Below are 24280 nucleotides of genomic sequence, written 5' to 3'. Positions count from 1 at the left end.
CGACACTGTTCACCTCCAGGGCAGGAAGTCCGGCAGGTCGTCGTTCACGCGCTGGGTGAACGTCGGCGGCCGCTTCTGCAGGAAGGACAGGACGCCCTCGACGGCGTCCGGGTTGGTGGGGATGCTCGCGATGAGCCGGGAGTCCACCTCGTGCACGGGTGCGGGGGAGTCCACTCCGGACATCCGGTACAACAGCTGCCTGGTGACGGCCACCGAGACCGGGGCGGTGTTCGCCACCAGGTCGGCGGCGAGCTCGTAGGCGGCGTCGAGCAGCCGCTCCGGTTCGTGCAGCCGGTGCACGAGTCCGGCGGCCTGCGCCTCCTCGGCGTCGAACACGCGCCCGCTGATCATCCAGTCCATCGCCCTGCCGAGCCCGACGAGCCGGGGGAGGAACCACGCCGAGGCGCCCTCCGGGTAGATGCCGCGCCGGGTGAACACGAACCCGAACCGCGCGTCGGTGGCGGCCAGCCGGTAGTCGGCGGAGAGGGTGATCGTGATGCCGCCTCCGATGGCCGCGCCCCGGATCGCCGCGATCACCGGCTTGTTCATCGCGAACACCTGTTTGGACACGCGGCCCGCGGGCTCCTGCCAGTGCGCGCCCGGGCCGGTCTCGTCGAAGTCGAAGCCGCCCTGGGACAGGTCGGCGCCCACGCAGAAGTCGCTGCCCTCCCCGGTGAGCACGGCCACCCGGACGTCCTCGTCGGCGTCGGCGCGGGCGAAGGCGTCGGCCAGCTCGTCGGCCATGCGCACGGTGTAGCCGTTGCGCGCCTCGGGGCGGTGCAGCGTGACGGTGGCGACGTGGTCGGCCACCCGGTAGGTGATTTCGGCGTAGTCAGGCACGGCGTCTCCCCACGGTGTCGGTGCCCCTGACCGTATTGCACCCGCAGGCTTGCTGGCAACATGCCAATAACTCCAAAACAATCAAGCGTGCTTGATTTTTCCGTCGGCGGGTGTCACGCTCGGCGCCGACGGCGCAAGGAGGTGCTGGCGTGGCTGAGCTCGGGCCGATCCTGGGTGACCTCGCGGCGGAAAGCCAGGAGCTCGACGATCTGGTGGCCGGGCTGCCCGAGGGTGACTGGCGCCTGCCGACCCCGGCGGCGGGCTGGACGATCGCGCATCAGATCGCCCACCTCGCCTGGACCGACGACAAGGCCCTGCTCGCGGTGCGCGACCCGGACGGGTTCGCGGCCGAGGTCCGCGCGGCGCTCACCGCCGGGCCCGGCTTCGTCGACGAGGGAGCCACCGAGGGAGCCGCCGCCCCGCCCGCCGAGTTGCTGGCGTCCTGGCGCGCGGGCCGTGCCCGGCTGGCCGACGCCCTCGCCGCGGTGCCCGCGGGCACCAAGGTGCCGTGGTTCGGCCCGCCGATGAGCCCCGCCTCGATGGTCACCGCGCGGCTGATGGAGACCTGGGCGCACGGCCAGGACGTCGCCGACGCGCTCGGCGCCACCCGCACTCCCACCGCGCGGCTGTGGCACATCGCCCGGTTCGGCGTGCGCACCAGGGACTTCGCCTTCCAGCTGCACTCGCTCACCCCGCCCGCCGAGGAGTTCCGCGTCGAGCTGACCGCCCCGGACGGCGCCACCTGGAGCTTCGGCCCCGCGGACGCGCGGGAACGGGTCACCGGCAGCGCGCTCGGGTTCTGTCTCGTCGTGACCCAGCGGCGGCATCCCGCCGACACCGACGTGCGCGCCGGGGGACCGGCGGCCGAGGAATGGCTGCGCGTCGCGCAGGCCTTCGCCGGGCCGCCCGGCGAAGGCCGGAAGGCGGGGCAGTTCGCGTGACCCTGCGCATCGGCAACGCCTCCGGCTTCTACGGAGACCGCTTCTCCGCCGTGACCGAGATGCTCACCGGCGGGCCGCTCGACGTGCTCACCGGCGACTACCTCGCCGAGCTCACCATGCTCATCCTCGGCCGCGACCGGCTCAAGGACACCGCCCGGGGATACGCCAAGACGTTCCTGCGGCAGCTGGAGGACGGCCTGGGGCTGGCGAAGGACAACGGCGTCCGGATCGTCAGCAACGCGGGCGGGCTCAACCCGGCCGGGCTCGCCGACGCCGTGCGCGAACTCGCCGACCGTCTCGGCCTCGACGTCGCGGTCGCCCACGTCGAGGGGGACGACCTGCTGGAGCGGGCCGGGGAGCTCGGCTTCGGCTCCCCGCTGACCGCCAACGCCTATCTCGGCGCGTTCGGCATCGCCGAGTGCCTGCGCGCCGGCGCCGACGTCGTCGTCACCGGACGGGTCACCGACGCGTCGATGATCGTCGGCCCCGCGGCCGCGCACTACGGCTGGACCCGTGACGACCACGACGCGCTCGCCGGGGCCGTCGCCGCGGGCCACGTCATCGAGTGCGGCGCGCAGGCCACCGGCGGCAACTACGCCTTCTTCACCGAGCACGACCTCGGTGTCCCCGGCTTCCCGATCGCCGAGATCGAGGCCGACGGCACCAGCGTGATCACCAAGCACGAGGGCACCGGAGGGGTCGTCACCGAGGGCACGGTCACCGCGCAGCTGCTCTACGAGATCGCCGGGCCCCGGTACGCGGGCCCCGACGTGACCGCGCGGTTCGACACCCTCGACCTGCGGCAGGACGGTCCCGACCGGGTGCGGATCAGCGGCGTGCGCGGGGAGCCGCCGCCGCCACGGCTGAAGGTGTGCCTCAACGCGCTCGGCGGGTTCCGCAACGCGGTGACGTTCGTGCTCACCGGGCTCGACATCGAGGCCAAGGCGGACCTGGTCCGCACCCAGCTGGAGACCGCGCTGCACGGCAGGGCACCCGCCGAACTGACGTGGACGCTGGCGCGCACCGACCACGCCGACGCCGACACCGAGGAACGCGCCAGCGCCCTGCTGCACTGCGCCGTCAAGGACGCCGACCCGAAGGTCGCCGGGCGGGCGTTCAGCGGTGCCGCCGTCGAGCTCGCGCTCGCCAGCTATCCCGGCTTCCACGTCACCGCGCCGCCGGCGGACGCCTCGCCCTACGGCGTCTACACGGCCGCGTACGTCGACGCCGCCGAGGTGCCGCACGTCGCCGTGCTCCCGGACGGGACCCGGGTGGGCGTGCCGCACCCCGAACGGACCCGTGAGCTCGCCGACGTGCCCGAGCCCGCGCTGCCCGAGCCGTTGCCGCCCGGCCCGTCCCGGCGGCTGCCGCTCGGCACGGTCGCCGGCGCCCGCAGCGGCGACAAGGGCGGCAGCGCCAACGTCGGCGTGTGGGCCCGCACGGAGGGCGCGTGGCGCTGGCTGGCGCACACGCTCACCGTCGCCGAGTTCCGCCGCCTGCTGCCGGAGACGGCGGACCTGCCCGTCGCCCGGTACGTCCTGCCCAACCTGCGCGCGCTCAACTTCGTCGTCGACGGCCTGCTGGGGGAGGGTGTCGCCGCCCAGGCGCGGTTCGACCCCCAGGCGAAGGCACTCGGCGAGTGGTTGCGCGGCAGGTACGTGGAGATCCCGGAGGCACTGCTGTGACCGACCCGTTCCGCACGCCCGAGCGCGTGGCACTGCGCAAGACCGTGCGCCGTTTCCTGGAGGCCGAGGTGCTGCCCCACCTCGACGACTGGGAGCGGGCGGGCGAGCTGCCCAGGGACCTGCACCGCAAGGCGGGCGCGATCGGCCTGCTCGGCATCGGTTTCGGGGAGGACGTCGGGGGCAGCGGCGGCGACTTCGCCGACGCGCTCACCGTCACCGAGGAGATCCACTACGCGGGCGGCTCGGGCGGGCTCGTCGCGTCGCTGTTCACGTGCGGCATCGCGGTGCCCCACCTCGCCGCGGCGGGTGACGCCGAGCAGATCGCGCGGTGGGTCCGGCCCACCCTCGCCGGGGAGAAGATCGGCGCCCTCGCCGTCACCGAGCCCGGCGGCGGTTCCGACGTCGCGTCGGTGCGCACGACCGCGCGCCGCGAGGGGGACCACTACGTCGTCGACGGCGCCAAGACGTTCATCACCTCCGGCTGCCGTGCCGACTTCGTCACCACCGCCGTGCGCACCGGGGAACCGGGCGCGCACGGCATCTCGCTGCTCGTCGTCGAGCGCGGCACGCCCGGTTTCGCCGTCACCCGCAAGCTGGAGAAGATGGGCTGGCACTGTTCCGACACCGCGGAGCTGTCCTTCACCGGCGCCCGCGTGCCCGCCGCCAACCTCGTCGGCCCGGAGAACGCCGGGTTCGCGCAGATCGCCACCCAGTTCGTCACCGAGCGGCTCTCGCTGGCGGTGCAGGCCTACGCGACCGCGCAACGCGCGCTCGATCGCACCGTCGAGTGGTGCCGGCTGCGAGAGACGTTCGGCAGGCCGCTGCTGTCCCGCCAGCTGGTCCAGCACAAGCTCGTCGAGATGGCCCGGCGCGTCGACGTCGCCCGCACCTACGTGCGGCAGGTCGCGCTCCGGCACGTCGCGGGCGAGGAGGTCGTCGCCGAGGCCTGCTTCGCGAAGAACACCGCCGTCGAGGCGGGGGAGTGGGTGGTGAACGAGGCGGTCCAGCTGCACGGCGGCCTCGGCTACATGAGCGAGTCGGAGGTCGAGCGGCACTACCGCGACATGCGCATCCTCGGCATCGGCGGCGGGACCAACGAGATCCTCGCCGGCCTGGCCGCGAAGCGATTGGGGTACACGGCGTGAGCACACTGAAGTCCACTCTGGACACCACGGGTCCCGAGTACGCCGCCTACCGCGAGGCGATGCTCGCCAAGCTGGACGAGCTGGAGGCCGAGCACGCGAAGGCGGTGGCGGGCGGCGGCGAGAAGTACACCGCCCGCCACCGCGAGCGCGGCAAGCTGCTGGTGCGGGAGCGCATCGAGCTGCTGCTCGACGAGGACGCGCCGTTCCTCGAGCTCTCGCCGCTGGCCGGCTGGGGCAGCGACTTCCGCGTGGGCGCCAGCGTGGTCACCGGCATCGGCGTCGTCTCCGGCGTCGAGTGCATGATCATCGGCAACGACCCCACGGTGCGCGGCGGCGCGAGCAACCCGTGGACCACCCGCAAGATCTTCCGGGCGGCCGACATCGCGCTGGAGAACCGGCTGCCCGTCATCAACCTCGTCGAGTCCGGCGGCGCGGACCTGCCCACGCAGAAGGAGATCTTCATTCCCGGCGGCAGGCTGTTCCGCGACCTCACCCGCCTCTCGGCGGCCGGGATCCCGACGGTCGCGCTCGTGTTCGGCAACTCGACCGCGGGCGGCGCCTACGTGCCCGGGATGTCCGACTACGTCGTGATGATCGAGGAGCGGTCCAAGGTGTTCCTCGGCGGCCCGCCGCTGGTCAAGATGGCCACCGGGGAGGAGTCCGACGACGAGGCGCTCGGCGGCGCCGCGATGCACGCCCGGGTCTCCGGCCTCGCCGACTACCTGGCCCGCGACGAGCCCGACGCGCTGCGCCTCGGCAGGCGGATCGTGGCGCGGCTGAACTGGCGCAAGCACGGGCCCGCGCCCGCGCCCGCCACCGAGCCCCGCTACGACCCCGAGGAACTGCTGGGTGTGGTGCCCGAAGGGCTCAAGGTGCCGTTCGACCCGCGCGAGGTGCTCGCCCGCGTCGTCGACGGTTCCGAGTTCGACGAGTTCAAGCCCGAGTACGGCAACAGCCTCGTCACCGGCTGGGCCCGCGTGCACGGTTACCCCGTCGGGGTGCTCGCCAACGCGCGCGGGATCCTGTTCAGCGAGGAGTCGCAGAAGGCCGCGCAGTTCATCCAGCTGGCCAACCAGACCGACACCCCGCTGCTGTTCCTGCACAACACCACCGGCTACATGGTCGGCAGGGACTATGAGCAGGGCGGCATCATCAAGCACGGCGCGATGATGATCAACGCGGTGTCCAACAGCAAGGTGCCCCACCTCTCGGTGCTCATCGGCGCCTCCTACGGCGCGGGCCACTACGGCATGTGCGGCCGCGCCTACGACCCCCGCTTCCTGTTCGCCTGGCCGAGCGCCAAGTCCGCCGTCATGGGGCCCCAGCAGCTCGCCGGTGTGCTCTCGATCGTGGCGCGTGCGGCCGCCGAGTCGCGTGGCCAGCCGTTCGACGAGGCCGCCGACACGGCCATGCGCGAGGCCGTCGAGGCGCAGGTGGAAGCCGAGTCGCTGCCGATGTTCCTGTCCGGCAGGCTCTACGACGACGGGGTCATCGACCCCCGCGACACCCGCACGGTGCTGGGCCTGTGCCTGTCCGCCATCCACAACAACCCGGTCCGGGGTGCCCAGTTCGACGGCACCGGTTTCGGCGTCTTCCGGATGTGAGGCTGGAATTGATCGAGAACCTGCTCGTCGCCAACCGCGGGGAGATCGCGCTGCGCGTGTTCCGCACCTGCCGCGACTCCGGGATCGGCACCGTGGCCGTGTACTCCGACGCCGACGCGGGATCCCCGCACGTCGTCGCCGCCGACGCGGCGGTCCGGCTGCCCGGCAGCGCTCCCGCCGACACGTACCTGCGTGGCGACCTGATCGTCAAGGCCGCCACCGAGGCCGGAGCCGACGCCGTCCACCCCGGGTACGGCTTCCTCTCCGAGAACGCCGCGTTCGCGCGCGCCGTGCTGGACGCGGGGCTGACCTGGGTCGGCCCCGGACCCGAGGCCATCGAGACGATGGGCTCCAAGGTGGAGTCCAAGCGCCGCATGGCCGAGGCCGGCGTGCCGGTGCTGCCGGAGCTCGACCCGGACCGGGTCACCGAGGCCGACCTGCCCGTGCTGGTCAAGGCGTCCGCGGGCGGCGGTGGCCGGGGCATGCGGATCGTGCGCTCGCTCGACGGGCTCGCCGAGGCGGTCGAGGGCGCCGGCGCCGAGGCCGCGTCCGCCTTCGGCGACCCGACCGTGTTCTGCGAGCGGTACCTGGAGACCGGGCGGCACATCGAGGTGCAGGTGCTCGCCGACACCCACGGCACCGTGTGGGCGGTGGGGGAGCGGGAGTGCTCGATCCAGCGCAGGCACCAGAAGGTGGTCGAGGAGGCGCCCTCGCCGCTGGTCGATCCGGCGATGCGAGAACGGCTGTTCACCGCCGCCCGGCAGGCGGCCTCGGCCATCGGCTACGTCGGCGCGGGCACGGTCGAGTTCCTCGCCACCGCCGACGGCGAGTTCTTCTTCCTGGAGATGAACACCCGGCTGCAGGTCGAGCATCCCGTCACCGAGTGCGTCACCGGGCTCGACCTGGTGGCGCTGCAGCTCTCCGTGGCCGAGGGCGCGCCGCTGCCCCCGGAACCTCCACAGTGGACCGGCCACGCCATCGAGGTCCGGCTGTACGCCGAGGATCCCACCGCCGGCTGGCGGCCGCAGAGCGGGACGCTGCACGCGTTCGCCGTGCCCGGCGTCGCCGCCGAGTTCGCCGTCCCGGCGCGGTACGGGCTGCGGCTGGACAGCGGGGTGACCGGCGGTTCGGTCGTCGGCGTGCACTACGACCCGATGCTGGCGAAGGTGATCGCGTGGGGCCCCGACCGCGCGGCGACCGCGCGCACGCTGGCCTCCGCGCTCGCGCGAGCCCGCATCCACGGTGTCGTCACCAACCGGGACCTGCTCGTCAACGTCCTGCGCCACCCCGCCTTCCTGGCCGGGGAGACCGACACGGCCTTCCTCGGCCGGCACGGCCTCGACACGCTCGCCGCGCCGCTGGCGGGGGAGCGGGCGGTGCGTCTGTCGGCGCTCGCCGCGGCACTGGCGGAGGCCGCGCACAACCGGGCGAGCGCCACCGTGCTCGGCGGGCTGCCCGCCGGGTGGCGCAACGTGCCCTCGGCGCCGCAGCGCAAGGCCTACGCGGCAGGCGGCGCCGAGTACGAGGTGCGCTACCGGCACACCCGCTCGGGGCTGCGGGCCGAGGGGCACCCCGAGGTCGCGCTGGTGGCGGCGCATCCGGACCGGGTCGTCCTCGAGGTCGCGGGCGTCCGCAGGACGTTCGACGTCGGCAGGTACCCCGGCCTGGTCGCGGTCGACTCGCCGCTCGGCCCGGTGAGCCTGACCCCGCTGCCCCGGTTCACCGATCCGGACGCGGCGGTCGCGGCGGGCTCGCTGCTCGCGCCGATGCCGGGCACGGTCGTGCGGGTCGCGGTCTCGGCCGGGGACCGGGTGCGTGCGGGGGAGCCGCTGTTGTGGCTCGAGGCGATGAAGATGGAGCACCGGATCGCGGCGCCAGCGGACGGCGTCGTCACCGACCTTCCGGTGACGGCGGGCCAGCAGGTGGAGCAGGGTGCGGTGCTCGCGGTGGTCAGCGGCAGTGAGGAGCGGGAATGAACTTCGTCGAGTCCGCGGAGCGGCAGGCGCTGCGCGAGGCGGTCGCCGAGCTGGGCCGGAGCTACGGGCACGAGTACTACCTGGAGAAGGCCCGCGGCGGCGGGCACACCAGCGAGCTGTGGGACGAGGCGGGCCGCCTGGGCTACCTCGGCGTCTCGGTGCCGGAGGAGTACGGCGGCGGGGGCGCGGGCATCGGCGACCTCGCCGCGGTGTGCGAGGAGTTCTGCGCCGCGGGCACCCCGATGCTGCTGATGGTCGTCTCGCCCGCCATCTGCGCGACGGTGCTCGCGCGGTTCGGCACCGACGAGCAGAAGAAGCACTGGCTGCCTGGCTTCGCCTCCGGCCAGGTGCGCATGTCGTTCGCCATCACCGAGCCCGACGCGGGCTCCAACTCCCACCGGATCACCACCACGGCGCGGCGGGACAACGGCGGCTGGGTGCTGAACGGCCGGAAGGTGTACATCTCCGGCGTCGACGAGGCCGACGCCGTGCTCGTCGTGGGGCGGATGGAGGACGCGCGCACCGGCAACCTCAAGCCCGCGCTGTTCATCGTGCCCACGGACACGCCCGGCTTCGAGTACCGGGAGATCGCGATGGACCTGGTGTCCGCGGACAAGCAGTTCGGGCTGTTCTTCGACGACGTCCGGCTGCCCGCGGACGCGCTGGTCGGCTCCGAGGACGCGGCGATCGCGCAGCTGTTCGCGGGGCTCAACCCGGAGCGGATCATGGGCGCGTCGTTCTCGCTCGGCATCGCCAGGTACGCGCTCGGCAAGGGGGTGGGCTACGCGAAGGAACGCAGCGTGTTCGGCGCCCCGATCGGCTCCCACCAGGGGCTCGCTCACCCGCTGGCGCAGGTGAAGATCGAGCTGGAACTGGCGAAGCTGATGACGCAGAAGGCCGCGGCGCTGTACGACGCGGGGGACGACTTCGGCGCCGGAGAGGCCGCCAACATGGCGAAGTACGCGGGGGCCGAGGTGGCGATCAAGGCCGTCGACCAGGCGGTGCAGGTGCACGGCGGGAACGGCCTGGCGTCCGAGTACGGGCTCGGCACGCTGATCGGCGCGGTCCGGGTGGGCCGGATCGCCCCGGTGAGCAGGGAGATGGTGCTGAACTTCGTCGCGCAGCATAGCCTGGGCCTGCCCAAGTCCTACTGATCGGTAACACGAGGAGCCTGTTGTGAGCACGCTGGCGGGAAAGACCCTGATCATGTCGGGCGGCAGCCGGGGCATCGGCGAGGCGATCGCCGTGCGGGCCGCCCGCGACGGCGCGAACGTCGCGCTGATCGCGAAGACCGCCGAGCCGCACCCCAAGCTGCCCGGCACCATCCACACGGCGGCGAAGGCCATCGAGGAGGCCGGTGGCAAGGCGCTGCCGATCGTCGGCGACATCCGCGACGACGAGGCCGTCGAGGCGGCCGTCGCGCGCACGGTCGAGCAGTTCGGCGGGATCGACATCGTCGTCAACAACGCCAGCGCCATCGACCTCACGCCGTCGGAGTCGATCCCGATGAAGCGGTACGACCTGATGCAGGACATCAACGCGCGGGGCTCGTTCCTGCTGTCCCGCACCGCGATCCCGCACCTGCGCCGGGCGGAGAACCCGCACGTGCTCACGCTCTCGCCGCCGATCCGGCTGGAGGAGAAGTGGTTCGAGGCCGGTCACCTGGCTTACAGCATCGCGAAGTACTCGATGAGCCTGGTGACCATCGGCCTTGCGGCGGAGCTGCGCGGCGACGGCGTCGCGGCCAACTCGCTGTGGCCCCGCACGACCATCGACACCGCCGCGATCCGCAACGTGGTCGGCGCGGAGCTGGCGAGCCACTCGCGCACCCCGGAGATCATGGCCGACGCGGCGCACGCGATCCTCACCAAGCCGAGCCGGGAACTGACCGGCCGGTTCCTGATCGACGACGAGGTGCTGGCGGCGGAGGGCGTCACCGACTTCTCCCGCTACCGGATCGGGGAGCGGGAGGAAGACCTGCAGCTCGACTTCTGGGTCGAACCGGCCTGACCATGCGCCAGCCCCAACAGGAGCGCAGCAGGACCACTCGGCGGCGGCTGGTCGACGCCGCCGTCGAGTGCCTGGCCGAACGCGGCTGGAACGGCACCACGGTCGCGGTGATCGCCGAGCGCGCCGGCGTCTCGCGCGGGGCCGCCCAGCACCACTTCCCCACGCGGGAGGACCTGGTCGCCGCCGCCGTCGAGTACCTCGGCGAGGAGCAGATCAGCGAGCTGCGGGCCCGCGCGGCGGCGCTGCCCGACGGGCCGTCGCGGGCCGAGCCGGTCGCCGAGATGCTGCTCGACCTCTACACGGGCCCGATGTTCCGCGCCGCGCTGCACCTCTGGGTCGCCGCGTCGACCGACGAGAACCTGCGGGCGGTGCTCGTCCCGCTGGAGGCGCGGGTCGGCCGGGAGGCGCACCGGGTCGCCGTCGAGCTGCTCGGCGCCGACGAGGCCCGGCCCGGGGTGCGGGAGACCGTGCAGGCCACCCTCGACCTCGCCCGCGGCCTCGGGCTCGCCAACCTGCTCACCGACGACACCCGGCGGCGCAGGCAGATCACCCGCCAGTGGGCGAGGATCCTCGAGCCCGCCGTGGCCACCCGCACCGTCCGCGAGTCCGCCTGACGCGAGTCCCCCGCCCCGGCACGCGAGTGCCCCGTTCCGGACCTCCCGGCCGGTGCCGGATCAGTCGAACGGCGGCCCGGAGCGGGCGATCTCGTGCTTGGCCATGTGGCCGTCCTCGAGGTCGATCCGGACCGACGGTGACGGCGCGCTCGCCCGCCAGGCGTCCAGCACCTCCTGCGACTCCCAGTGCTCGAAGATGTTCACCCGGCTCGCCTCGAGCGGATCGGCGGAGATGGACAGGTCCAGGCAGCCGGGATACGCCCGCGCCCGCTCGACGAGCTGGCGGTGCCCGGCGACGAACCGGTCCCGGTTCTCCGGAGCCACGTGGACCGCGCCGGCGACGATGACCTGCATGGGGCACTCCTTCACGGAAGAGTCGGCGTTCCACCGGTGTCTACCGCCGCCGGGTCCGGAAGTCGTCGGTGCGCTGGTCAGCCGCGGGCGGGCGGGTCCTCGCCGATGTCCTCGAACCACAGGTCGGGCCGCCGCCGGACGAACCCGGCCATCAGCTCCGCGCACGTGGGGTCGTCCAGCAGGGTGATGCGCACGCCGTGCCCGGCCAGCCAGTCGTGCCCGCCGGAGAACGTCCGCGCCTCGCCGATGACCACGTGCGGGATGCCGAACTGCCGCACGAGCCCGCTGCAGTACCAGCACGGGGACAGCGTCGTCACCATGATCGTGTCGCGGTAGTGCGGCCTGCGGCCCGCGGCGCGGAAGGCGGAGGTCTCGGCGTGCGTCGAGGGGTCGCCGTCCTGGACGCGGCGGTTGCGGCCCCGTCCCAGCAGCTCGCCGTCCCGGCCGAACAGCGCCGCACCGACGGGCACGCCGCCTTCGGCCGCTCCGCGCCGGGCCTCGTCCAGCGCGACGGCCAGCAGCGCGGCGGGGTCGATCTCGTCCATGCGCCTCACCCTGGTCCGGTTGGCCGGTACGGGCAAGCGGGCCTGCCGGGGAACGGACACGGGTAGCGGACGAGCTGAGCGACCGCTTAGTATGTCGCTGCGCCGAGGTCGGTCTGGAGGTGAGCGTGAGCCGGGGTCAGTCGGACGCCGCGCCGAGCATCCGGAGTGCCAGCTCGCCGTACTGCTTGCCGAGCTCCTCCGGGGTCAGCGGCGCGCGATCGGAGTACCAGCGGGCGACGTCGATGCCGAGCGACAGCACCGCGCGGGCGGCGGTGCGCGGGTCGGTCGTGCGGAACTCGCCCGCCGAAACCCCGGCCGCCACAAGATCGCGCACGATCTGCTCGATCCGCCTGCGCAGGCCCGCGACCACGGCGTACTCTTGCTCCGGCAGCGCGCCGAGCTCGTACTGCACGACGCGGGCCACCGTGTGCCTGCGTGCGTGCCAGGCCACGAACTGCTCGACGATCGCCCGCATCGCGGCAGGCGGAGAGTCCGCGTGGGCCGCCGCCGCCTTCTCCACGACACCCAGTGCCTGCTCGTGGCCACTGCGGCTGATGGCGAACAGCAGGGCGGCCTTGGAGGGGAAGTGCACGTACAGCGCGGCCGGGCTCATCCCGGCGCTGCCCGCGATGTCGCGTGTGGTGGTGGCGTGGTACCCGCGGCTGGCGAAGGACTCGACCCCGGCCAGCATCAGCCTGCGCGCGGTCTCCGGCTGGACATCCGGCCACAACTCGGCCGACAGCGACAACGACATGGCAAGGATTGTAAGCGAGCGCTTAGTGTCCCCGGGCGCAGCGCCTGCGAGTAGAGGAGAACGCTACCAGTGAACTCGTTCAAGGACCGCGTCGCCATCGTCACCGGCGCCAGCCGGGGCATCGGCCTCGGCATCGCCAAGGAGCTGGTGGAGCGCGGAGCCAAGGTCTGCATCACGGCGCGCAAGCCGGAGCCGCTCGCGGCCGCGGTCGAGGAGCTCGGCGGCCCCTCCGTGGCTCTCGGCGTGCCCGGCAAGGCCGACGACGCCGACCACCAGCAGGAGGCGGTCGCGCGGACCCTCGAGACGTTCGGCAGCCTCGACCTGCTGGTCAACAACACCGGGATCAACCCGGTGTACGGCTCCGTCCTGGACGTCGAGACCGACGCCGCGGCCAAGATCTTCGCGGTCAACGTCCTCGCGCCGCTCGCCTGGATCCGGGCCGCCCGCGACGCGTGGATGGGCGAGCACGGCGGCGCGATCGTCAACGTCTCGTCGATCGCGGGCGTGCGCACGTCACCCGGCATCGGCATGTACGGCGTGAGCAAGGCCGCCCTCATCCGGCTGACGCAGGAGGTCGCCGAGGAGCTGGCGCCCCGGATCCGGGTCAACGCCATCGCCCCGGCGGTGGTGAAGACCAAGTTCGCGACCGCCCTCTACGAGAACCGGGAGGACGAGGTCGCCGCCGCGTACCCGATGAAACGGCTCGGCGTGCCGGAGGACATCGCGGGCGCGGCCGCGTTCCTGCTGTCCGACCAGGCCGGCTGGATCACCGGGCAGACGCTCGTTGTCGACGGCGGTGTCACGCTGGGCGGTGGCCTGTGAGCGTGCGGCTGTCCGGGGCCGGGGTGGTCATCACCGGCGGAGGTGCGGGGATCGGGGCCGCCATGGCCCGGCGGTTCGCGGCCGAGGGCGCCCGCGTCGTGGTCGCCGACCTCGACGGCGAGGCGGCGGGCGCGGTGGCCGAGGAGATCGGCGGCGTGGCCGTCGCCGGGGACGCCGCGGGGGAGGAGGGCGTGCGCGGGCTCGTCGCCACCGCGAAGGAGACCCTCGGCGCGATCGACCTGTTCTGCGCCAACGCCGGCGTCGCCCCGCTGGGCGGACCGGAGGTTCCCGAGGACGCCTGGGCCCAGGCCTGGGACGTCAACGTGATGGCGCACGTGCGGGCCGCGCGGGAGCTGCTGCCCGACTGGCTCGACCGGGGACGCGGTCACTTCCTCGCCACGGTGTCGGCGGCGGGGCTGCTCACCAGCCTCGGTTCCGCGCCGTACTCGGTCACCAAGCACGGGGCGCTGGCGTTCGCGGAGTGGCTGGCCGCGAGCTACCGGCACCGCGGCATCACCGTGCAGGCCGTGTGCCCGCAGGGCGTGCGCACCCGGATGCTCGCCGACAGCGGACCCGGCGGCGAGCTGCTCATGGGCCGGTCGGCCATCGAACCGGAACAGGTCGCCGACACGGTGCTGGAGGCGTTCGGGGACGGGCGCTTCCTCGTGCTGCCGCACCCCGAGGTCGCCGAGTACTACGCGGCGAGGGCGACCCAGAACGAGCGCTGGCTCGGCGGCATGAACAAGCTGCAGCGCAAGATCGAGAGCGTGCTCAACCAGTAGGTGCCGGGCGCGCCCGAGCCGGAAGGAGGGTGCCCGTGGCGACGGTCGAGACGGTACGGGGCGCGGTCGACCCGGCCGCGCTGGGCCGGGTGCTGGTGCACGAGCACATCTTCGTGCTCAGCCCCGAATTCCTGGCCAACTACCCGGAGGACGAGGGTTTCCGCGAGGAGGAGCAGGTGCCGCGCGCGATCGCGCGGCTGCGCGAGCTGGCCGCGGAGGGTATCGGCACGATCGTCGACCCCACCGTGATCGGGCTCGGCCGCTACCTGCCGCGGATCCAGCGCGTCGCCGCGGAGGTGGATCTCAACATCGTCGTGGCGACCGGTCTCTACACCTACCGGGACGTGCCGCACTACCTGCACTTCCGCGGCCCGGGCACGCTGCTCGGCGGGGAGGATCCGCTGGTCGGGATGTTCGTCGGCGACATCACCGAGGGCATCGCGGGCACGGGCGTGAAGGCCGGCGTGCTCAAGTGCGCCACGGACACCCCGGGCGTCACCAAGGGCGTGGGCCGCGTGCTGCGTGCCGTCGCCGCCGCGCACCGGGCCACCGGCACGCCGATCATGACGCACACGCACGCGGCGAGCAGGCAGGGGCTCGCCCAGCAGAACGTGTTCGAGGAGGAGGGCGTCGACCTGTCGCGGGTCCTCATCGGGCACTGCGGGGACAGCACGGACCTCGGCTACCTCATCGAGCTGGCCGACCGGGGCTCGCTGCTCGGCATGGACCGGTTCGGTGTGGACACGATCCTGCCGTTCGAGCAGCGCGTCGACACCGTCGCCGAGCTGTGCGCCCGGGGCTACGCCGGGCACCTGGTGCTCTCCCACGACGCGTCCTGCTACATCGACTGGTTCCCGCAGGCGGAGCTGCCCCGGCTGATGCCGAACTGGCACTACCTGCACATCACCCGGGACGTGCTGCCCGCCCTGCGCGGCCGCGGCGTCAGCGAGCAGGAGATCGAGACCATGCTGGTGCACAACCCGCGCCGGTTCCTCGAGGCCGGAGCCCGTGGGTGAGGAACGGGTCCGCGCGTCCGGGGCACGACACCGACCGGTCGGTATGCTGCCCGGCATGACGGGAGCCGGGGACGCCGACGAGCAGGGCTCGGTGCCACGCAGGCTGCTGTCGGTCGCGACCCGGCTGTTCGCCGAGCAGGGCTTCGACCGCACCTCCGTGCAGGAGATCGTGGCGGCCGCCGGTGTCACCAAGGGCGCGATGTACCACTACTTCGGGTCGAAGGACGACCTGCTGTACGAGGTGTACGCGCGGGTCCTGCGGGACCAGACCGAGCGGCTGGAGAAGTTCGCGGCCACCGCGGCGCCGATCCGCGAGCGGCTGTTCTCCGCGGCGTCGGACGTGGTCGTGAGCAGCATCGCCAGCCTCGACGACACGAAGATCTTCCTGCAGTCGATGCACCACCTCAGCCCGGACATGCAGCGGGCGGTCCGGGCCGAGCGGCGCGAGTACCACGAGCGGTTCCGCGGCCTGATCGAGGAGGGGCAGCGGGCGGGGGAGTTCCGCGCGGACAAGCCCGCCGAGGTGATCGTGGACTTCTTCTTCGGCGCCGTGCACCACCTCGGCTTCTGGTACCGGCACGAGGGCGAGCTCTCCGCGAAGGAGGTCGGCGACCACTTCGCGGACCTGCTGCTCGGCGCACTCCGGCCGGACTGACGCGGCGTTTGTAGGGTGGAGCCATGCCGGTTGATCACGTCATCGTCGCCACCACCACCGACTCGGAGGAGGCCGCGCGCACGCTCGCGGCCGGAGCCGTCGAGGCGAACCTCGGCGCGTGCGCGCAGATCGTCGGTCCGATCACGAGTGTGTTCCGCTGGGAAGGCATCGTCGAGAACGCCCGCGAGTGGCGGGTGGAGGTCAAGACCGCCGCGGACCGCGCGGACCCCCTCGTCGCGCACCTCACCGAGCACCACACCTACGACGTGCCCGAGGTGATCGTCACGCCGATCACGGGCGGGCACGGCGAGTACCTGTCCTGGTTGGTGACCGAAACCCGCGACTGACCGCTCGTGAGCGGGAAACGTGGTTAGAACCACGTTTCCCGCTCACGAGGCTGTGGCGCGCGGGCGGTCAGGCGGGCAGGTCGACGAGGTCCGCCAGCGTCGTGCGGTGCCTGCCGGGCGTGCCGAGCGCGATCTCGTCCGCCTTGGCGCGCTTGAGGTACAGGTGCGCCGGATGCTCCCACGTCATCCCGATGCCGCCGTGCAACTGCACGCACTCCTCCGCGGCGTGCACCGCCACCGACGCGCAGTAGGACTGCGCGACCGCCACCGCCACGCCGGTGTCCGGGCGATCCGAGGCCAGCGCGTCCGCCGCGTACCGGGCCGCCGCCCTGGCGGCCACCAGCTCCAGCCAGACGTCGGCGAGCCGGTGTTTCAGCGCCTGGAACGACCCCACCGGCCTGCCGAACTGGTAGCGCTCCTGCACGTAGCCCACCGTCTGGTCCAGGCACCACTGCGCGACGCCCAGCTGTTCCGAGGCGAGCAGGCCGGCGCCGGTGAGCAGCGCCCGGTCCAGTGCGGCAGCGGCGCGCTCCGGCCCGGCGAGCAGCCGCCCGCGCGCTCCCGACAGCGCCACGTCGGCGACCCGGCGCGTCAGGTCGAGCGACACGCGCTCGGTCACGGCGACGCCCTCGGCGGCCACGTCCACCGCGTACAGCGCGGGCCCGTCCGGGCCGGTCGCGGGCACCACGAGCACGTCGGCGGCCGACGCGTCGGCCACCGTGCCGACCCGGCCGGTCAGCGTCCCCTCCGGGTCGGCGCCGACCAGCTGCGGGAACGGCGCTCCCGGACCGGTCGCCAGCGGCACGGCGAGCGCCCCGGTGGCCTCGCCCGCGGCCAGCCGCCGCAGCAGCCCGGCGGCCTCCTCCCCGGCGGGGTCGGCGCCCAGCAGCGCCGTCGTCGCGAGCACCGCGCTGCCCAGGAACGGCACCGGGGCCACACTGCGGCCGAGTTCCTCCAGCACGAGCGCCGTCTCGCGGGTGGAGGCGCCCTGCCCGCCGCGTTCCTCCGGGACGTGCAGCCCGGCGGTGCCCAGCTCGGCGGCCAGCGTGGTCCACAGCTTCCGGTCGTAGGGCTCGGCGCTCTCGACGCGCGCCAGCAGCGCCGAGGCCTCGCAGCGGTCGGCGAGCAGGTCCCGCACGCTCGCCCTGAGGTCGTCCTCGACGTCGGAGTAGAGCAGGTCAGGGTCACTCATCGCGGCAGGTCCTTCCAGGCGACGTCCTTGTCCACGCGCGGCTCGGCGGGCAGGCCGAGCACGCGCTCGGCGACGATGTTGCGGAGGATCTCCGACGTGCCGCCCTCGATCGAGTTGCCCTTCGCCCGCAGGTAGCGGTAACCGGCCTCACGGCCAGTGAAGTCGACCTGCTCGGGCCTGCGCATCGTCCAGTCGTCGTAGGTCAGGCCCTCGTCGGCGAGCAGCTCGACCTCCAGTCCGGACAGCGCCTGGTTGAGCCGGGCGAACGCCAGCTTCATGCCCGAGCCCTCCGGTCCCGGCTCGCCCACGGCGAGCTGCTGGCGCAGCCGGACCCCGGCGAGCCGGAACGCCTCCACCTCGACCCACAGCCGCAGCAGCCGGTCGTGCAGGTCGGGCGTGCGCAACTCGGGCCGCTCCCGCCAGGTGCCGGCCACGACGCCGACCATCCCGCCCTCGCGGGGCAGCGCGTGGCCGCCGATCGCGACCCGCTCGTTCATCAACGTGGTCTGCGCGACCTTCCAGCCCTCGCCGACGGCGCCCAGCCGGTGCGCGTCGGGAATGCGCGCGCCGTTGAGGAAGACCTCGTTGAACTCCGCCTCGCCGGTGATCTGCCGCAGCGGGCGGACCTCGACCCCGGGATCGGTCATGTCGCAGACGAAGTACGTCATGCCCTGGTGCTTGGGCACGTCCGGGTCGGTCCGCGTGACGAGGATCGCCCAGCGCGCGGTGTGCGCGGTGGACGTCCACACCTTCTGCCCGGTCACCACCCAGTCCGCACCGTCGCGGACGGCGCGGGTGCCCAGCGCGGCCAGGTCGGAGCCCGCGCCGGGCTCGCTGAACAGCTGGCACCACACCTCCTCGCCGGTCCACAACGGACGGAGGAAACGCCGCTTCTGCTCTTCGGTGCCGAACCGCAGGATCGTCGGCGCGGCCATGCCGAGCCCGATGCCGATCCGGCGCGGGTTGTTGTCCGGCGCGCCCGCCGCCGCGAACTCGGCGTCCACCACCTGCTGCAGCGCGCGCGGCGCGCCGAGCCCGCCGAGCCCGGCGGGGTAGTGCACCCAGGCCAGGCCCGCGTCGAAGCGGGCGCGCAGGAACTCCAGCCGGTCGGTGGTGGCCGGATCGTGCTCGGCGAGGAACGCGGCGACCCGGTGCCGCAGCTCGTCGGCATCCACTATGGACTCACTCATCGGTGCTCACCCTCCGGGAGGTACTGCTTGAGCTCACGGCGCGCGAGCGACCGCTTGTGCACCTCGTCCGGCCCGTCCGCCAGCCGCAGCATGCGCGCCGCGGCCCACAGGCCGGCGAGGGGGAAGTCCTGGCTCACGCCGCCCGCGCCGTGGGTCTGGATGGCCTTGTCGAGGATCCACTCGACCGACGCGGGAGTCGCGATCTTGATCGCCTGGATCTCGGTGTGCGCGCCCTGGTTGCCCACCGTGTCCATCAGCCACGCCGTCTTGAGCACGAGCAGCCGCAGCTGCTCGACGCGCACCCGGGACTCCGCGATCCACTCCTGCACCACGCCCTGCTGCGCGAGCGCCTTGCCGAACGCGACCCGGGACGTCGCCCTGCGGCACATCAGCTCGATCGCCCGCTCGGCCATGCCGATCAGCCGCATGCAGTGGTGGATCCGGCCGGGGCCCAGCCGCGCCTGGGCGATCGCGAAGCCGCCGCCCTCCTCGCCGATCAGGTTCTCCGCGGGCACCCGCACGTCGTCGAACACCACCTCGGCGTGCCCGCCGTGGTCGCCGTCGGTGTAGCCGAACACCCGCATGCCGCGCTCCACCCGCAGGCCGGGGGTGTCGCGGGGGACCAGCACCATGCTCTGCTGCCGGTGCGGCTCGGCGCCGGGGTCGGTCTTGCCCATGACGATGAAGATCCGGCAGTTCGGGTTCATCGCGCCGGAGATGAACCACTTGCGGCCGTTGATGACGTAGGAGTCCCCGTCCCGGGTGATGCGGGTGGCGATGTTGCGCGCGTCGGACGAGGCCACGTCCGGCTCGGTCATCGCGAACGCCGACCGGATCTCGCCGTCGAGCAGCGGCTCCAGCCACTCCTTGCGCTGCCGCTCGCTGCCGAACATCGACAGCACCTCCATGTTGCCGGTGTCGGGCGCGGCGCAGTTGAGCGCGACCGGAGCCAGTTGCGGGCTGCGCCCGGTGATCTCGGCCAGCGGGGCGTACTGCAGGTTGGTCAGCCCGCCGCCGTGCTCACCCGGCAGGAAGAAGTTCCACAGGCCGCGCCTGCGGGCCTCGGCCTTCAGCTCCTCCACGACGGGCACCGTCGACCACTCGTCCTCCCTGGCCGCCAGCTGCTCGGCGAACACCGGCTCGGCGGGGTAGACGTGCGAGTCCATGAACTCCAGCAGGCGTTCCCGCAGCTCCTCGGTGCGCGGGTCGAACGCGAAATCCATCAGTCCTCCTTCAGGGTGGCGTTGCCGTGCGCCACGAGCGGAGCGACGCCGGAGCCGATCTCCTCGAACCCGGAACCGACCGTCTGGCCCTGGCTGAATCGGTAGTAGATGCCCTCGAGGATCACGGCCAGCTTGAAGAACGCCATGCCGAGATACCAGTTCAGTGCGGAGACGTCCCGGCCGGAGCGCTCGGCGTACCGGGCGATCACGTCGTCGGTGCCGGGATAGCCGGGCGCGGAGCTGACGTCGCTCACGAAGCTGAGGTTCAGCGTGTCGCGTTCCGCGTACGCCACCAGCAGCGCCAGGTCGGTGAGCGGGTCGCCGAGCGTCGACATCTCCCAGTCCAGCACGGCGTTGATGCGGTCGCCGTCGCCGACGAGGACGTTGTCGAGGCGGTAGTCGCCGTGCACGATCGACGCGGCCTGGGGTTCCGGGATCCGGGCCGCGAGCCGGTCGTGCAGCTCGTCGATGCCCGGCAGCTCGCGGCTGCGCGAGGCGTCGAGCTGCTTCTTCCAGCGGCGCAGCTGCCGTTCCAGGAAGCCCTCGGGCCTGCCGAAGTCGGCGAGCCCCACGGCGCCCGGATCCACCGCGTGCAGGTCGACCAGCGTGTCGACGAGCGCGTCCGCGATCGCCCGCGTGCGCTCGGGGCCGAGCTCGGCGAGCTGGTCGCGGCTGCGGTACGGGACGCCCGGCACGAACTCCATCACGTAGAACGGAGCGCCCAGCACGGAGTCGTCCTCGCAGAGCAGCAGCGTGCGCGGCACCGGAACCGCGGTCTCACCGAGCGCGCTGATCACCCGGTGCTCACGCTTCATGTCGTGCGCGGTGGGCAGGACGTGGCCGAGCGGAGGCCGCCGGACGACCCACCGGTTCGTCCCGTCGTCCACCACGTACGTCAGGTTGGAGCGCCCGCCTTCCACCACCTCGGCGCTCAGTGGCCCGGACACCAGCCCGGGCAGCTCCCGGTCGAGGTGCGCGCGCAGCCGCGCCAGCTCGAGACCGGGTGGATCCTGGTCGCTCATCCGACCTCCTCGTCATCGGCGACACGACGATACCGACCAGTCGGTATGTCACCCGAGTGCCGGGCCGCTCCCGGCCCGCGGTCACGGGACCAGCACGCCCACCGTCTCCGCGACGCAGGCCGGCTTGGCCTCTCCCTCGATCTCGATCGTCCACCGCACGATCGCCTGCTTGCCCTGCGCCGCGTCGGTGACCTCGACCAGCTCGGCGTTCGCGCGGATCCGCGAGCCGACCTTCACCGGCTGCGGGAAACGCACCTTGTTCAGGCCGTAGTTGATGCCCATGCGCAGGTTCTCGACGCGGTAGATCTCCTGGCCGAACATCGGGATCAGCGACAGCGTCAGGTACCCGTGGGCGATCGGCGCGCCGAACGGGCCCGCCGCGGCACGCTCCGGGTCGACGTGGATCCACTGGTGGTCGCCGGTGGCGTCGGCGAACAGGTTCACCTGTTCCTGCGTGACCGTGTGCCACGCACTGCGGCCGAGCGGCTCTCCGACGGCGCCGACGAACTCGTCGAGGTTCGCGAACACGCGCGGCTCGCTCATGCCTTCGGCCCTCCCGCGACGTAGACGACCTGGCCGGAGACGAACGACGCCCGGTCGCTGACGAGGAACGACACGACGTTCGCGATGTCCTCGGGCTTGCCCACCCGGCGCACCGGGATCTCCTGCGCGGCGGCCTTCTGGAACTCGTCGAACGGCACCCCGAGCCGCTCCGCGGTGGCGGCGGTCATGTCGGTGACGATGAAGCCGGGAGCGATCGCGTTGACGGTGACGCCGAACTTGCCCAGCTCGATCGCGAGCGTCTTGGTGAGGCCCTGCAGGCCTGCCTTCGCCGTGGAGTAGTTCGCCTGGCCGCGGTTGCCGAGCGCGGACGTGCTCGACAGGTTGACGATGCGGCCCCAGCCCTGTTCGGTCATGTGCCGCTGCACGGCGCGGCTCATCAGGAACGAGCCCCGCAGGTGGACTCCGATCACCGAGTCCCAGTCCTCGTCGCTCATCTTGAACAGGAGGTTGTCCCGCGTGATGCCCGCGTTGTTGATCAGCACGGTGGGAGCGCCGAGCCGCTCGGCGACCGTCCGCACCGCCGCCTCGACCGAGTCGGTGTCGCTGACGTCCACGCCGACGCCGACCGCGCGCCCGCCGTCGCCGGTGATCGCCTCGGCCCCGGCCTCGCAGCCGGACTGGTCCAGGTCGAGCAGCCCGACGGCGAACCCGTCGGCGGCCAGCTGCCGCGCGACGGCGGCGCCGATACCACGGCCCGCCCCGGTGACGATCGCGACACGGTCAGGGGACTCTGTCACTGGTACCTCCTCATCGAGTAAGCGTGCGCTTAGCAAGGTACTCGCAGCCTACCGCGACGCGCTGTGACGTCCATCATGCCGGTCCGGCCCCGGAGCGTGCCCAGGGCGAGCGCGGTGATCGCCAGGACCTCGTTCAGCGCCAGCGCGCGCTCGACCAGCCCCAGCGGGATCGCCCGCCACCACGGCGGCCCACCGGCGAGCATGACCGCCACCGCGCCGAGGATGACCCCGAACCACAGCAGCGACGTCACGGCGAGCGCCCGGGTCAGCCGCCGCCGGACGGGGGAGTGCGGGTGGACGGCGCGGGCGGCGAGCAGCACCGCCAGCGGCAGGCAGACGAACGCCACCACACTGGCGTACCGGTGGATGGTGCCGCCCAGGCTCGGGCCCACCGACCAGTCCGTCTTCTCGAACGCCACGATCGTGAGCAGCCCCGCCGTCCACAGCGCACCGAACCCGGTGACGGCCGAGCGCGCCCGCACCACGCCGTGCCGGACGAGCCCGCCGAACACCGCGGCGGAACCGAGGGCCACCAGCAGCACCGCGACGTCGAACAGCCACTTGCCCGGCCCGAGCGCGTACTCGCTGATCGTGCGCCGCACCGGGTCGACCCCGTGGGCGTAGGGCAGCACGTGCAGCAGCGCCATCAGCACCGCGCCGCAGGCCAGCCCCGCCAGTCCCGCCACCGCGAACGCGTTCACCCGGTTCGTCTCGCCCATCCGCTCACCGCCCGGCATGCGCCCTCCCTCCGTGCTCCTCCGTTCCGCGAGGTTAGGCAACCCGTGGCGAGATCCCGGTGAACGAACGGAGCCGCGCCCGCGTGTCCGCGATCCGCGCACGCGAGATCGCGTCGTGCGGCGCGGGCACGCGGGCACGGACGGCGGACACGGTTTAGGTGACGACGCGGTCCAGCACCGTGCGGAACACGGCCCGGTCGACCGTGGACGGGTCGGCGGCCAGCCAGTCCCCGATCTCGTGCACGAACGCCTCCGGCGTCAGCGGCGGCACCTCGGCGTCCCCGGCGGGACCGGTGCTGATCCGGCCCGCGCGGCTCGGGTACAGCACAAGCGCCCCGCGCACCTCCACCTCGGGCAGCAGCCGGCGGTACGCCTCGACGCCGTCCGCCAGCCGGGTGCCGCCACCGCGGAACCGCCGTCCGTCCCGCAGCAGCCCGCCGTCGGCGTCGAGCGTGTAGTGGCCGGGCAGCCACAGCTTCGACTCGATCAGCACGAGCCGCCTGCCGCACAGCACCGCGTGGTCGATGTCGGCGAACACCGAGTCCGGCCACGCGAGGCCGTGGAAGACCCGCGCGCCGGGCAGCCGGGTGAGGTAGCGGGACAGCAGGTCGGCGGTGAGCCGCTCGCCGACCTGGTCGGCGTCGGAGCCGGGACGGCCGAACACGGTCCGGCCGCCGAACTCGCCGCGGAACGCCCGCGCCGACCGCAGTGACCGCAGGTGCCTGCGCACCAGGTGGTACCCGCCCGCGACGGTGAGCGCGGTCAGCAGCAGCCACACCACCAGCAGCGGCACCGTGAAGTCGACCGGCAGCAGGAGCGGGCCGGCGAGCACGAGCAGGGCGGCCACCGCGGCGAGCCCGGGGGCGTGCCCCGGTGAGCCCGGGTGGGCGTAGTGCACCCGTTCGGCCGAGTCGACCGTGTGCCACCACGGGATCGCGCCGACGTCGAGCCGCACCGGCTGGGGGACGTAGTCGGGATCGTCGCCGAACCGCCGGGCCCGGTGCGCCCGCGGGGCCGAGCGGGGCCGGGCCCTGGTGACCGTGCTGCCCGCGGCGCGGCTCGCCTGCTCGTCCTCCGCGGGGTCCGGCTCGCCCGCTCCGCCCCGGTCGTACTCCGCGCGGCGCACCGGGTCGCCCAGCGTCTCGTAGGCTTCCCGCAGCAACCGGAAGGTGCCCGCGGTGCCGCCGGTGTCCGGGTGCATCGTCCTGGCCAGCGTCCGGTAGGCCGACTTGATCTGCGCGGGCGTGGCGTCCGGCCGCACACCCAGCAGCTCGTAGTAGTCGACGTCGTGCACGCATCACCTCCGGTGGGGGCGCGCTCACCCTATGGCGTCTGCGCTCGCGTCCGAGCACCGACCGCCCGGCACGTCCGAGTGGACCGGGGATGTGCTATGGCCCGGGCGTGCACCCGATGTGGCTTTCGGTGCGTCCGACGCACCGAAAGCCACATCGGGTGCGGTCGCGTCCCACCAGGGCGGCGGCCCGCAACCGGTCCGGACCGCGGTGCCTGCCCGCTGCCGGACGGC

General features: G+C 73.2%; 25 protein-coding genes. 13 read left to right on the top strand and 12 right to left on the bottom strand.

Features of this window, described 5'->3' with window-relative positions; all coding sequences use genetic code 11:
• Positions 1 to 9 precede the first annotated feature (9 nt).
• Positions 10 to 840: an enoyl-CoA hydratase-related protein gene (locus tag B0I33_RS19830; RefSeq protein ID WP_106180327.1), complete on the bottom strand. Its 831-nt coding sequence runs from the start codon at positions 838 to 840 to the stop codon at positions 10 to 12.
• A 149-nt stretch (positions 841 to 989) separates the two neighbouring features.
• Between B0I33_RS19830 and B0I33_RS19825 the strand changes: the two genes are divergently transcribed.
• Genes B0I33_RS19825 through B0I33_RS19790 form a run of 8 tightly spaced genes read left to right on the top strand, consistent with a single transcriptional unit; the run spans position 990 to position 10815 of the window.
• Positions 990 to 1781, top strand: a complete 792-nt coding sequence (locus B0I33_RS19825) for a TIGR03084 family metal-binding protein (protein WP_106180326.1) — start codon at positions 990 to 992, stop codon at positions 1779 to 1781.
• Positions 1778 to 3466: an acyclic terpene utilization AtuA family protein gene (locus tag B0I33_RS19820; protein ID WP_106180325.1), complete on the top strand. Its 1689-nt coding sequence runs from the start codon at positions 1778 to 1780 to the stop codon at positions 3464 to 3466. Before B0I33_RS19825 ends, B0I33_RS19820 begins: the two co-directional genes overlap by 4 nt.
• Complete coding sequence (locus B0I33_RS19815; RefSeq protein ID WP_106180324.1) at positions 3463 to 4611, top strand: acyl-CoA dehydrogenase family protein; 1149 nt, start codon at positions 3463 to 3465, stop codon at positions 4609 to 4611. Before B0I33_RS19820 ends, B0I33_RS19815 begins: the two co-directional genes overlap by 4 nt.
• Positions 4608 to 6215 (top strand): acyl-CoA carboxylase subunit beta, encoded by a 1608-nt coding sequence (locus B0I33_RS19810; RefSeq protein WP_106180323.1) that lies wholly within the window; start codon positions 4608 to 4610, stop codon positions 6213 to 6215. The genes B0I33_RS19815 and B0I33_RS19810 overlap by 4 nt, the downstream gene beginning before the upstream one ends.
• 8 nt (positions 6216 to 6223) lie before the next feature.
• A complete protein-coding gene (locus B0I33_RS19805) occupies positions 6224 to 8191 on the top strand; it encodes an ATP-binding protein (RefSeq protein WP_106180322.1) in 1968 nt (655 codons plus the stop codon).
• The gene (locus B0I33_RS19800; RefSeq protein ID WP_106180321.1) at positions 8188 to 9345 is read left to right on the top strand and encodes an acyl-CoA dehydrogenase family protein; all 1158 of its coding nucleotides are present in this window, start codon (positions 8188 to 8190) and stop codon (positions 9343 to 9345) included. Before B0I33_RS19805 ends, B0I33_RS19800 begins: the two co-directional genes overlap by 4 nt.
• A 22-nt stretch (positions 9346 to 9367) precedes the next feature.
• On the top strand, positions 9368 to 10201 hold the full coding sequence (locus B0I33_RS19795; protein ID WP_106180320.1) for an SDR family oxidoreductase: 834 nt from the start codon (positions 9368 to 9370) through the stop codon (positions 10199 to 10201).
• Positions 10202 to 10203: 2 nt separating this feature from the next.
• Positions 10204 to 10815 (top strand): TetR/AcrR family transcriptional regulator, encoded by a 612-nt coding sequence (locus B0I33_RS19790; protein WP_106180319.1) that lies wholly within the window; start codon positions 10204 to 10206, stop codon positions 10813 to 10815.
• Positions 10816 to 10875: 60 nt separating this feature from the next.
• Here the strand turns inward: B0I33_RS19790 and B0I33_RS19785 are convergent, their stop codons facing one another.
• From B0I33_RS19785 to B0I33_RS19775, 3 genes are all read right to left on the bottom strand, one after another.
• Positions 10876 to 11169, bottom strand: a complete 294-nt coding sequence (locus tag B0I33_RS19785) for a putative quinol monooxygenase (protein WP_106180318.1) — start codon at positions 11167 to 11169, stop codon at positions 10876 to 10878.
• A gap of 77 nt (positions 11170 to 11246) precedes the next feature.
• On the bottom strand, positions 11247 to 11714 hold the full coding sequence (locus tag B0I33_RS19780; protein WP_106180317.1) for a nucleoside deaminase: 468 nt from the start codon (positions 11712 to 11714) through the stop codon (positions 11247 to 11249).
• A 136-nt stretch (positions 11715 to 11850) separates the two neighbouring features.
• Entirely contained in the window at positions 11851 to 12468 is a 618-nt protein-coding gene (locus B0I33_RS19775; RefSeq protein ID WP_106180316.1) for a TetR/AcrR family transcriptional regulator, read from the bottom strand.
• A 69-nt stretch (positions 12469 to 12537) separates the two neighbouring features.
• On the opposite strand from B0I33_RS19775, the gene B0I33_RS19770 reads away from it, so the two are divergent.
• Genes B0I33_RS19770 through cutA form a run of 5 tightly spaced genes read left to right on the top strand, consistent with a single transcriptional unit; the run spans position 12538 to position 16090 of the window.
• On the top strand, positions 12538 to 13290 hold the full coding sequence (locus B0I33_RS19770) for an SDR family oxidoreductase (RefSeq protein WP_106180315.1): 753 nt from the start codon (positions 12538 to 12540) through the stop codon (positions 13288 to 13290).
• Positions 13287 to 14072, top strand: a complete 786-nt coding sequence (locus tag B0I33_RS19765; RefSeq protein WP_106180314.1) for an SDR family oxidoreductase — start codon at positions 13287 to 13289, stop codon at positions 14070 to 14072. The genes B0I33_RS19770 and B0I33_RS19765 overlap by 4 nt, the downstream gene beginning before the upstream one ends.
• A 35-nt stretch (positions 14073 to 14107) precedes the next feature.
• The gene (locus tag B0I33_RS19760) at positions 14108 to 15088 is read left to right on the top strand and encodes a phosphotriesterase family protein (protein WP_106180313.1); all 981 of its coding nucleotides are present in this window, start codon (positions 14108 to 14110) and stop codon (positions 15086 to 15088) included.
• A 55-nt stretch (positions 15089 to 15143) separates the two neighbouring features.
• Entirely contained in the window at positions 15144 to 15743 is a 600-nt protein-coding gene (locus B0I33_RS19755) for a TetR/AcrR family transcriptional regulator (protein WP_245900852.1), read from the top strand.
• A 23-nt stretch (positions 15744 to 15766) separates the two neighbouring features.
• Positions 15767 to 16090 carry a divalent-cation tolerance protein CutA gene (cutA, locus tag B0I33_RS19750; protein WP_106180311.1) on the top strand — a complete coding sequence of 108 codons (324 nt, stop codon included), beginning with the start codon at positions 15767 to 15769 and terminating at the stop codon, positions 16088 to 16090.
• Between the two features lie 67 nt (positions 16091 to 16157).
• On the opposite strand, the gene B0I33_RS19745 is transcribed toward cutA, so the two are convergent.
• The 8 genes from B0I33_RS19745 to B0I33_RS19710 form a co-directional block, all read right to left on the bottom strand.
• Positions 16158 to 17282 (bottom strand): acyl-CoA dehydrogenase family protein, encoded by a 1125-nt coding sequence (locus B0I33_RS19745; protein ID WP_106180310.1) that lies wholly within the window; start codon positions 17280 to 17282, stop codon positions 16158 to 16160.
• Positions 17279 to 18472: an acyl-CoA dehydrogenase family protein gene (locus B0I33_RS19740; protein WP_106180309.1), complete on the bottom strand. Its 1194-nt coding sequence runs from the start codon at positions 18470 to 18472 to the stop codon at positions 17279 to 17281. Before B0I33_RS19740 ends, B0I33_RS19745 begins: the two co-directional genes overlap by 4 nt.
• Positions 18469 to 19695: an acyl-CoA dehydrogenase family protein gene (locus B0I33_RS19735; protein WP_106180308.1), complete on the bottom strand. Its 1227-nt coding sequence runs from the start codon at positions 19693 to 19695 to the stop codon at positions 18469 to 18471. Before B0I33_RS19735 ends, B0I33_RS19740 begins: the two co-directional genes overlap by 4 nt.
• Entirely contained in the window at positions 19695 to 20717 is a 1023-nt protein-coding gene (locus B0I33_RS19730) for a phosphotransferase family protein (RefSeq protein WP_106180307.1), read from the bottom strand. Before B0I33_RS19730 ends, B0I33_RS19735 begins: the two co-directional genes overlap by 1 nt.
• An 81-nt stretch (positions 20718 to 20798) precedes the next feature.
• A complete protein-coding gene (locus tag B0I33_RS19725) occupies positions 20799 to 21260 on the bottom strand; it encodes a MaoC family dehydratase (protein WP_106180306.1) in 462 nt (153 codons plus the stop codon).
• On the bottom strand, positions 21257 to 22018 hold the full coding sequence (fabG, locus tag B0I33_RS19720; protein ID WP_106180305.1) for a 3-oxoacyl-ACP reductase FabG: 762 nt from the start codon (positions 22016 to 22018) through the stop codon (positions 21257 to 21259). Before fabG ends, B0I33_RS19725 begins: the two co-directional genes overlap by 4 nt.
• Before the next feature lie 29 nt (positions 22019 to 22047).
• Positions 22048 to 22755 (bottom strand): DUF998 domain-containing protein, encoded by a 708-nt coding sequence (locus B0I33_RS19715; protein ID WP_245900851.1) that lies wholly within the window; start codon positions 22753 to 22755, stop codon positions 22048 to 22050.
• A gap of 154 nt (positions 22756 to 22909) precedes the next feature.
• The gene (locus B0I33_RS19710; protein ID WP_106180304.1) at positions 22910 to 24049 is read right to left on the bottom strand and encodes a J domain-containing protein; all 1140 of its coding nucleotides are present in this window, start codon (positions 24047 to 24049) and stop codon (positions 22910 to 22912) included.
• Positions 24050 to 24280: the final 231 nt, after the last annotated feature.

Origin of the sequence: Prauserella shujinwangii (genome assembly GCF_003001955.1) — a bacterium.
Lineage (GTDB): Bacteria > Actinomycetota > Actinomycetes > Mycobacteriales > Pseudonocardiaceae > Qaidamihabitans > Qaidamihabitans shujinwangii.
This window is presented reverse-complemented; position numbering and strand designations above follow the sequence as displayed.

Coding starts and splice junctions, on each gene's coding strand:
- B0I33_RS19715 (WP_245900851.1), bottom strand. CDS start 22,755: ATGCCGGGCGGTGAGCGGATGGGCGAGACGAACCGGGTGAACGCGTTC.
- B0I33_RS19785 (WP_106180318.1), bottom strand. CDS start 11,169: ATGCAGGTCATCGTCGCCGGCGCGGTCCACGTGGCTCCGGAGAACCGG.
- B0I33_RS19725 (WP_106180306.1), bottom strand. CDS start 21,260: ATGAGCGAGCCGCGCGTGTTCGCGAACCTCGACGAGTTCGTCGGCGCC.
- B0I33_RS19735 (WP_106180308.1), bottom strand. CDS start 19,695: ATGGATTTCGCGTTCGACCCGCGCACCGAGGAGCTGCGGGAACGCCTG.
- B0I33_RS19755 (WP_245900852.1), top strand. CDS start 15,144: ATGACGGGAGCCGGGGACGCCGACGAGCAGGGCTCGGTGCCACGCAGG.
- B0I33_RS19800 (WP_106180321.1), top strand. CDS start 8,188: ATGAACTTCGTCGAGTCCGCGGAGCGGCAGGCGCTGCGCGAGGCGGTC.
- B0I33_RS19745 (WP_106180310.1), bottom strand. CDS start 17,282: ATGAGTGACCCTGACCTGCTCTACTCCGACGTCGAGGACGACCTCAGG.
- B0I33_RS19775 (WP_106180316.1), bottom strand. CDS start 12,468: ATGTCGTTGTCGCTGTCGGCCGAGTTGTGGCCGGATGTCCAGCCGGAG.
- B0I33_RS19790 (WP_106180319.1), top strand. CDS start 10,204: ATGCGCCAGCCCCAACAGGAGCGCAGCAGGACCACTCGGCGGCGGCTG.
- B0I33_RS19730 (WP_106180307.1), bottom strand. CDS start 20,717: ATGAGCGACCAGGATCCACCCGGTCTCGAGCTGGCGCGGCTGCGCGCG.
- cutA (WP_106180311.1), top strand. CDS start 15,767: ATGCCGGTTGATCACGTCATCGTCGCCACCACCACCGACTCGGAGGAG.
- B0I33_RS19780 (WP_106180317.1), bottom strand. CDS start 11,714: ATGGACGAGATCGACCCCGCCGCGCTGCTGGCCGTCGCGCTGGACGAG.
- B0I33_RS19740 (WP_106180309.1), bottom strand. CDS start 18,472: ATGAGTGAGTCCATAGTGGATGCCGACGAGCTGCGGCACCGGGTCGCC.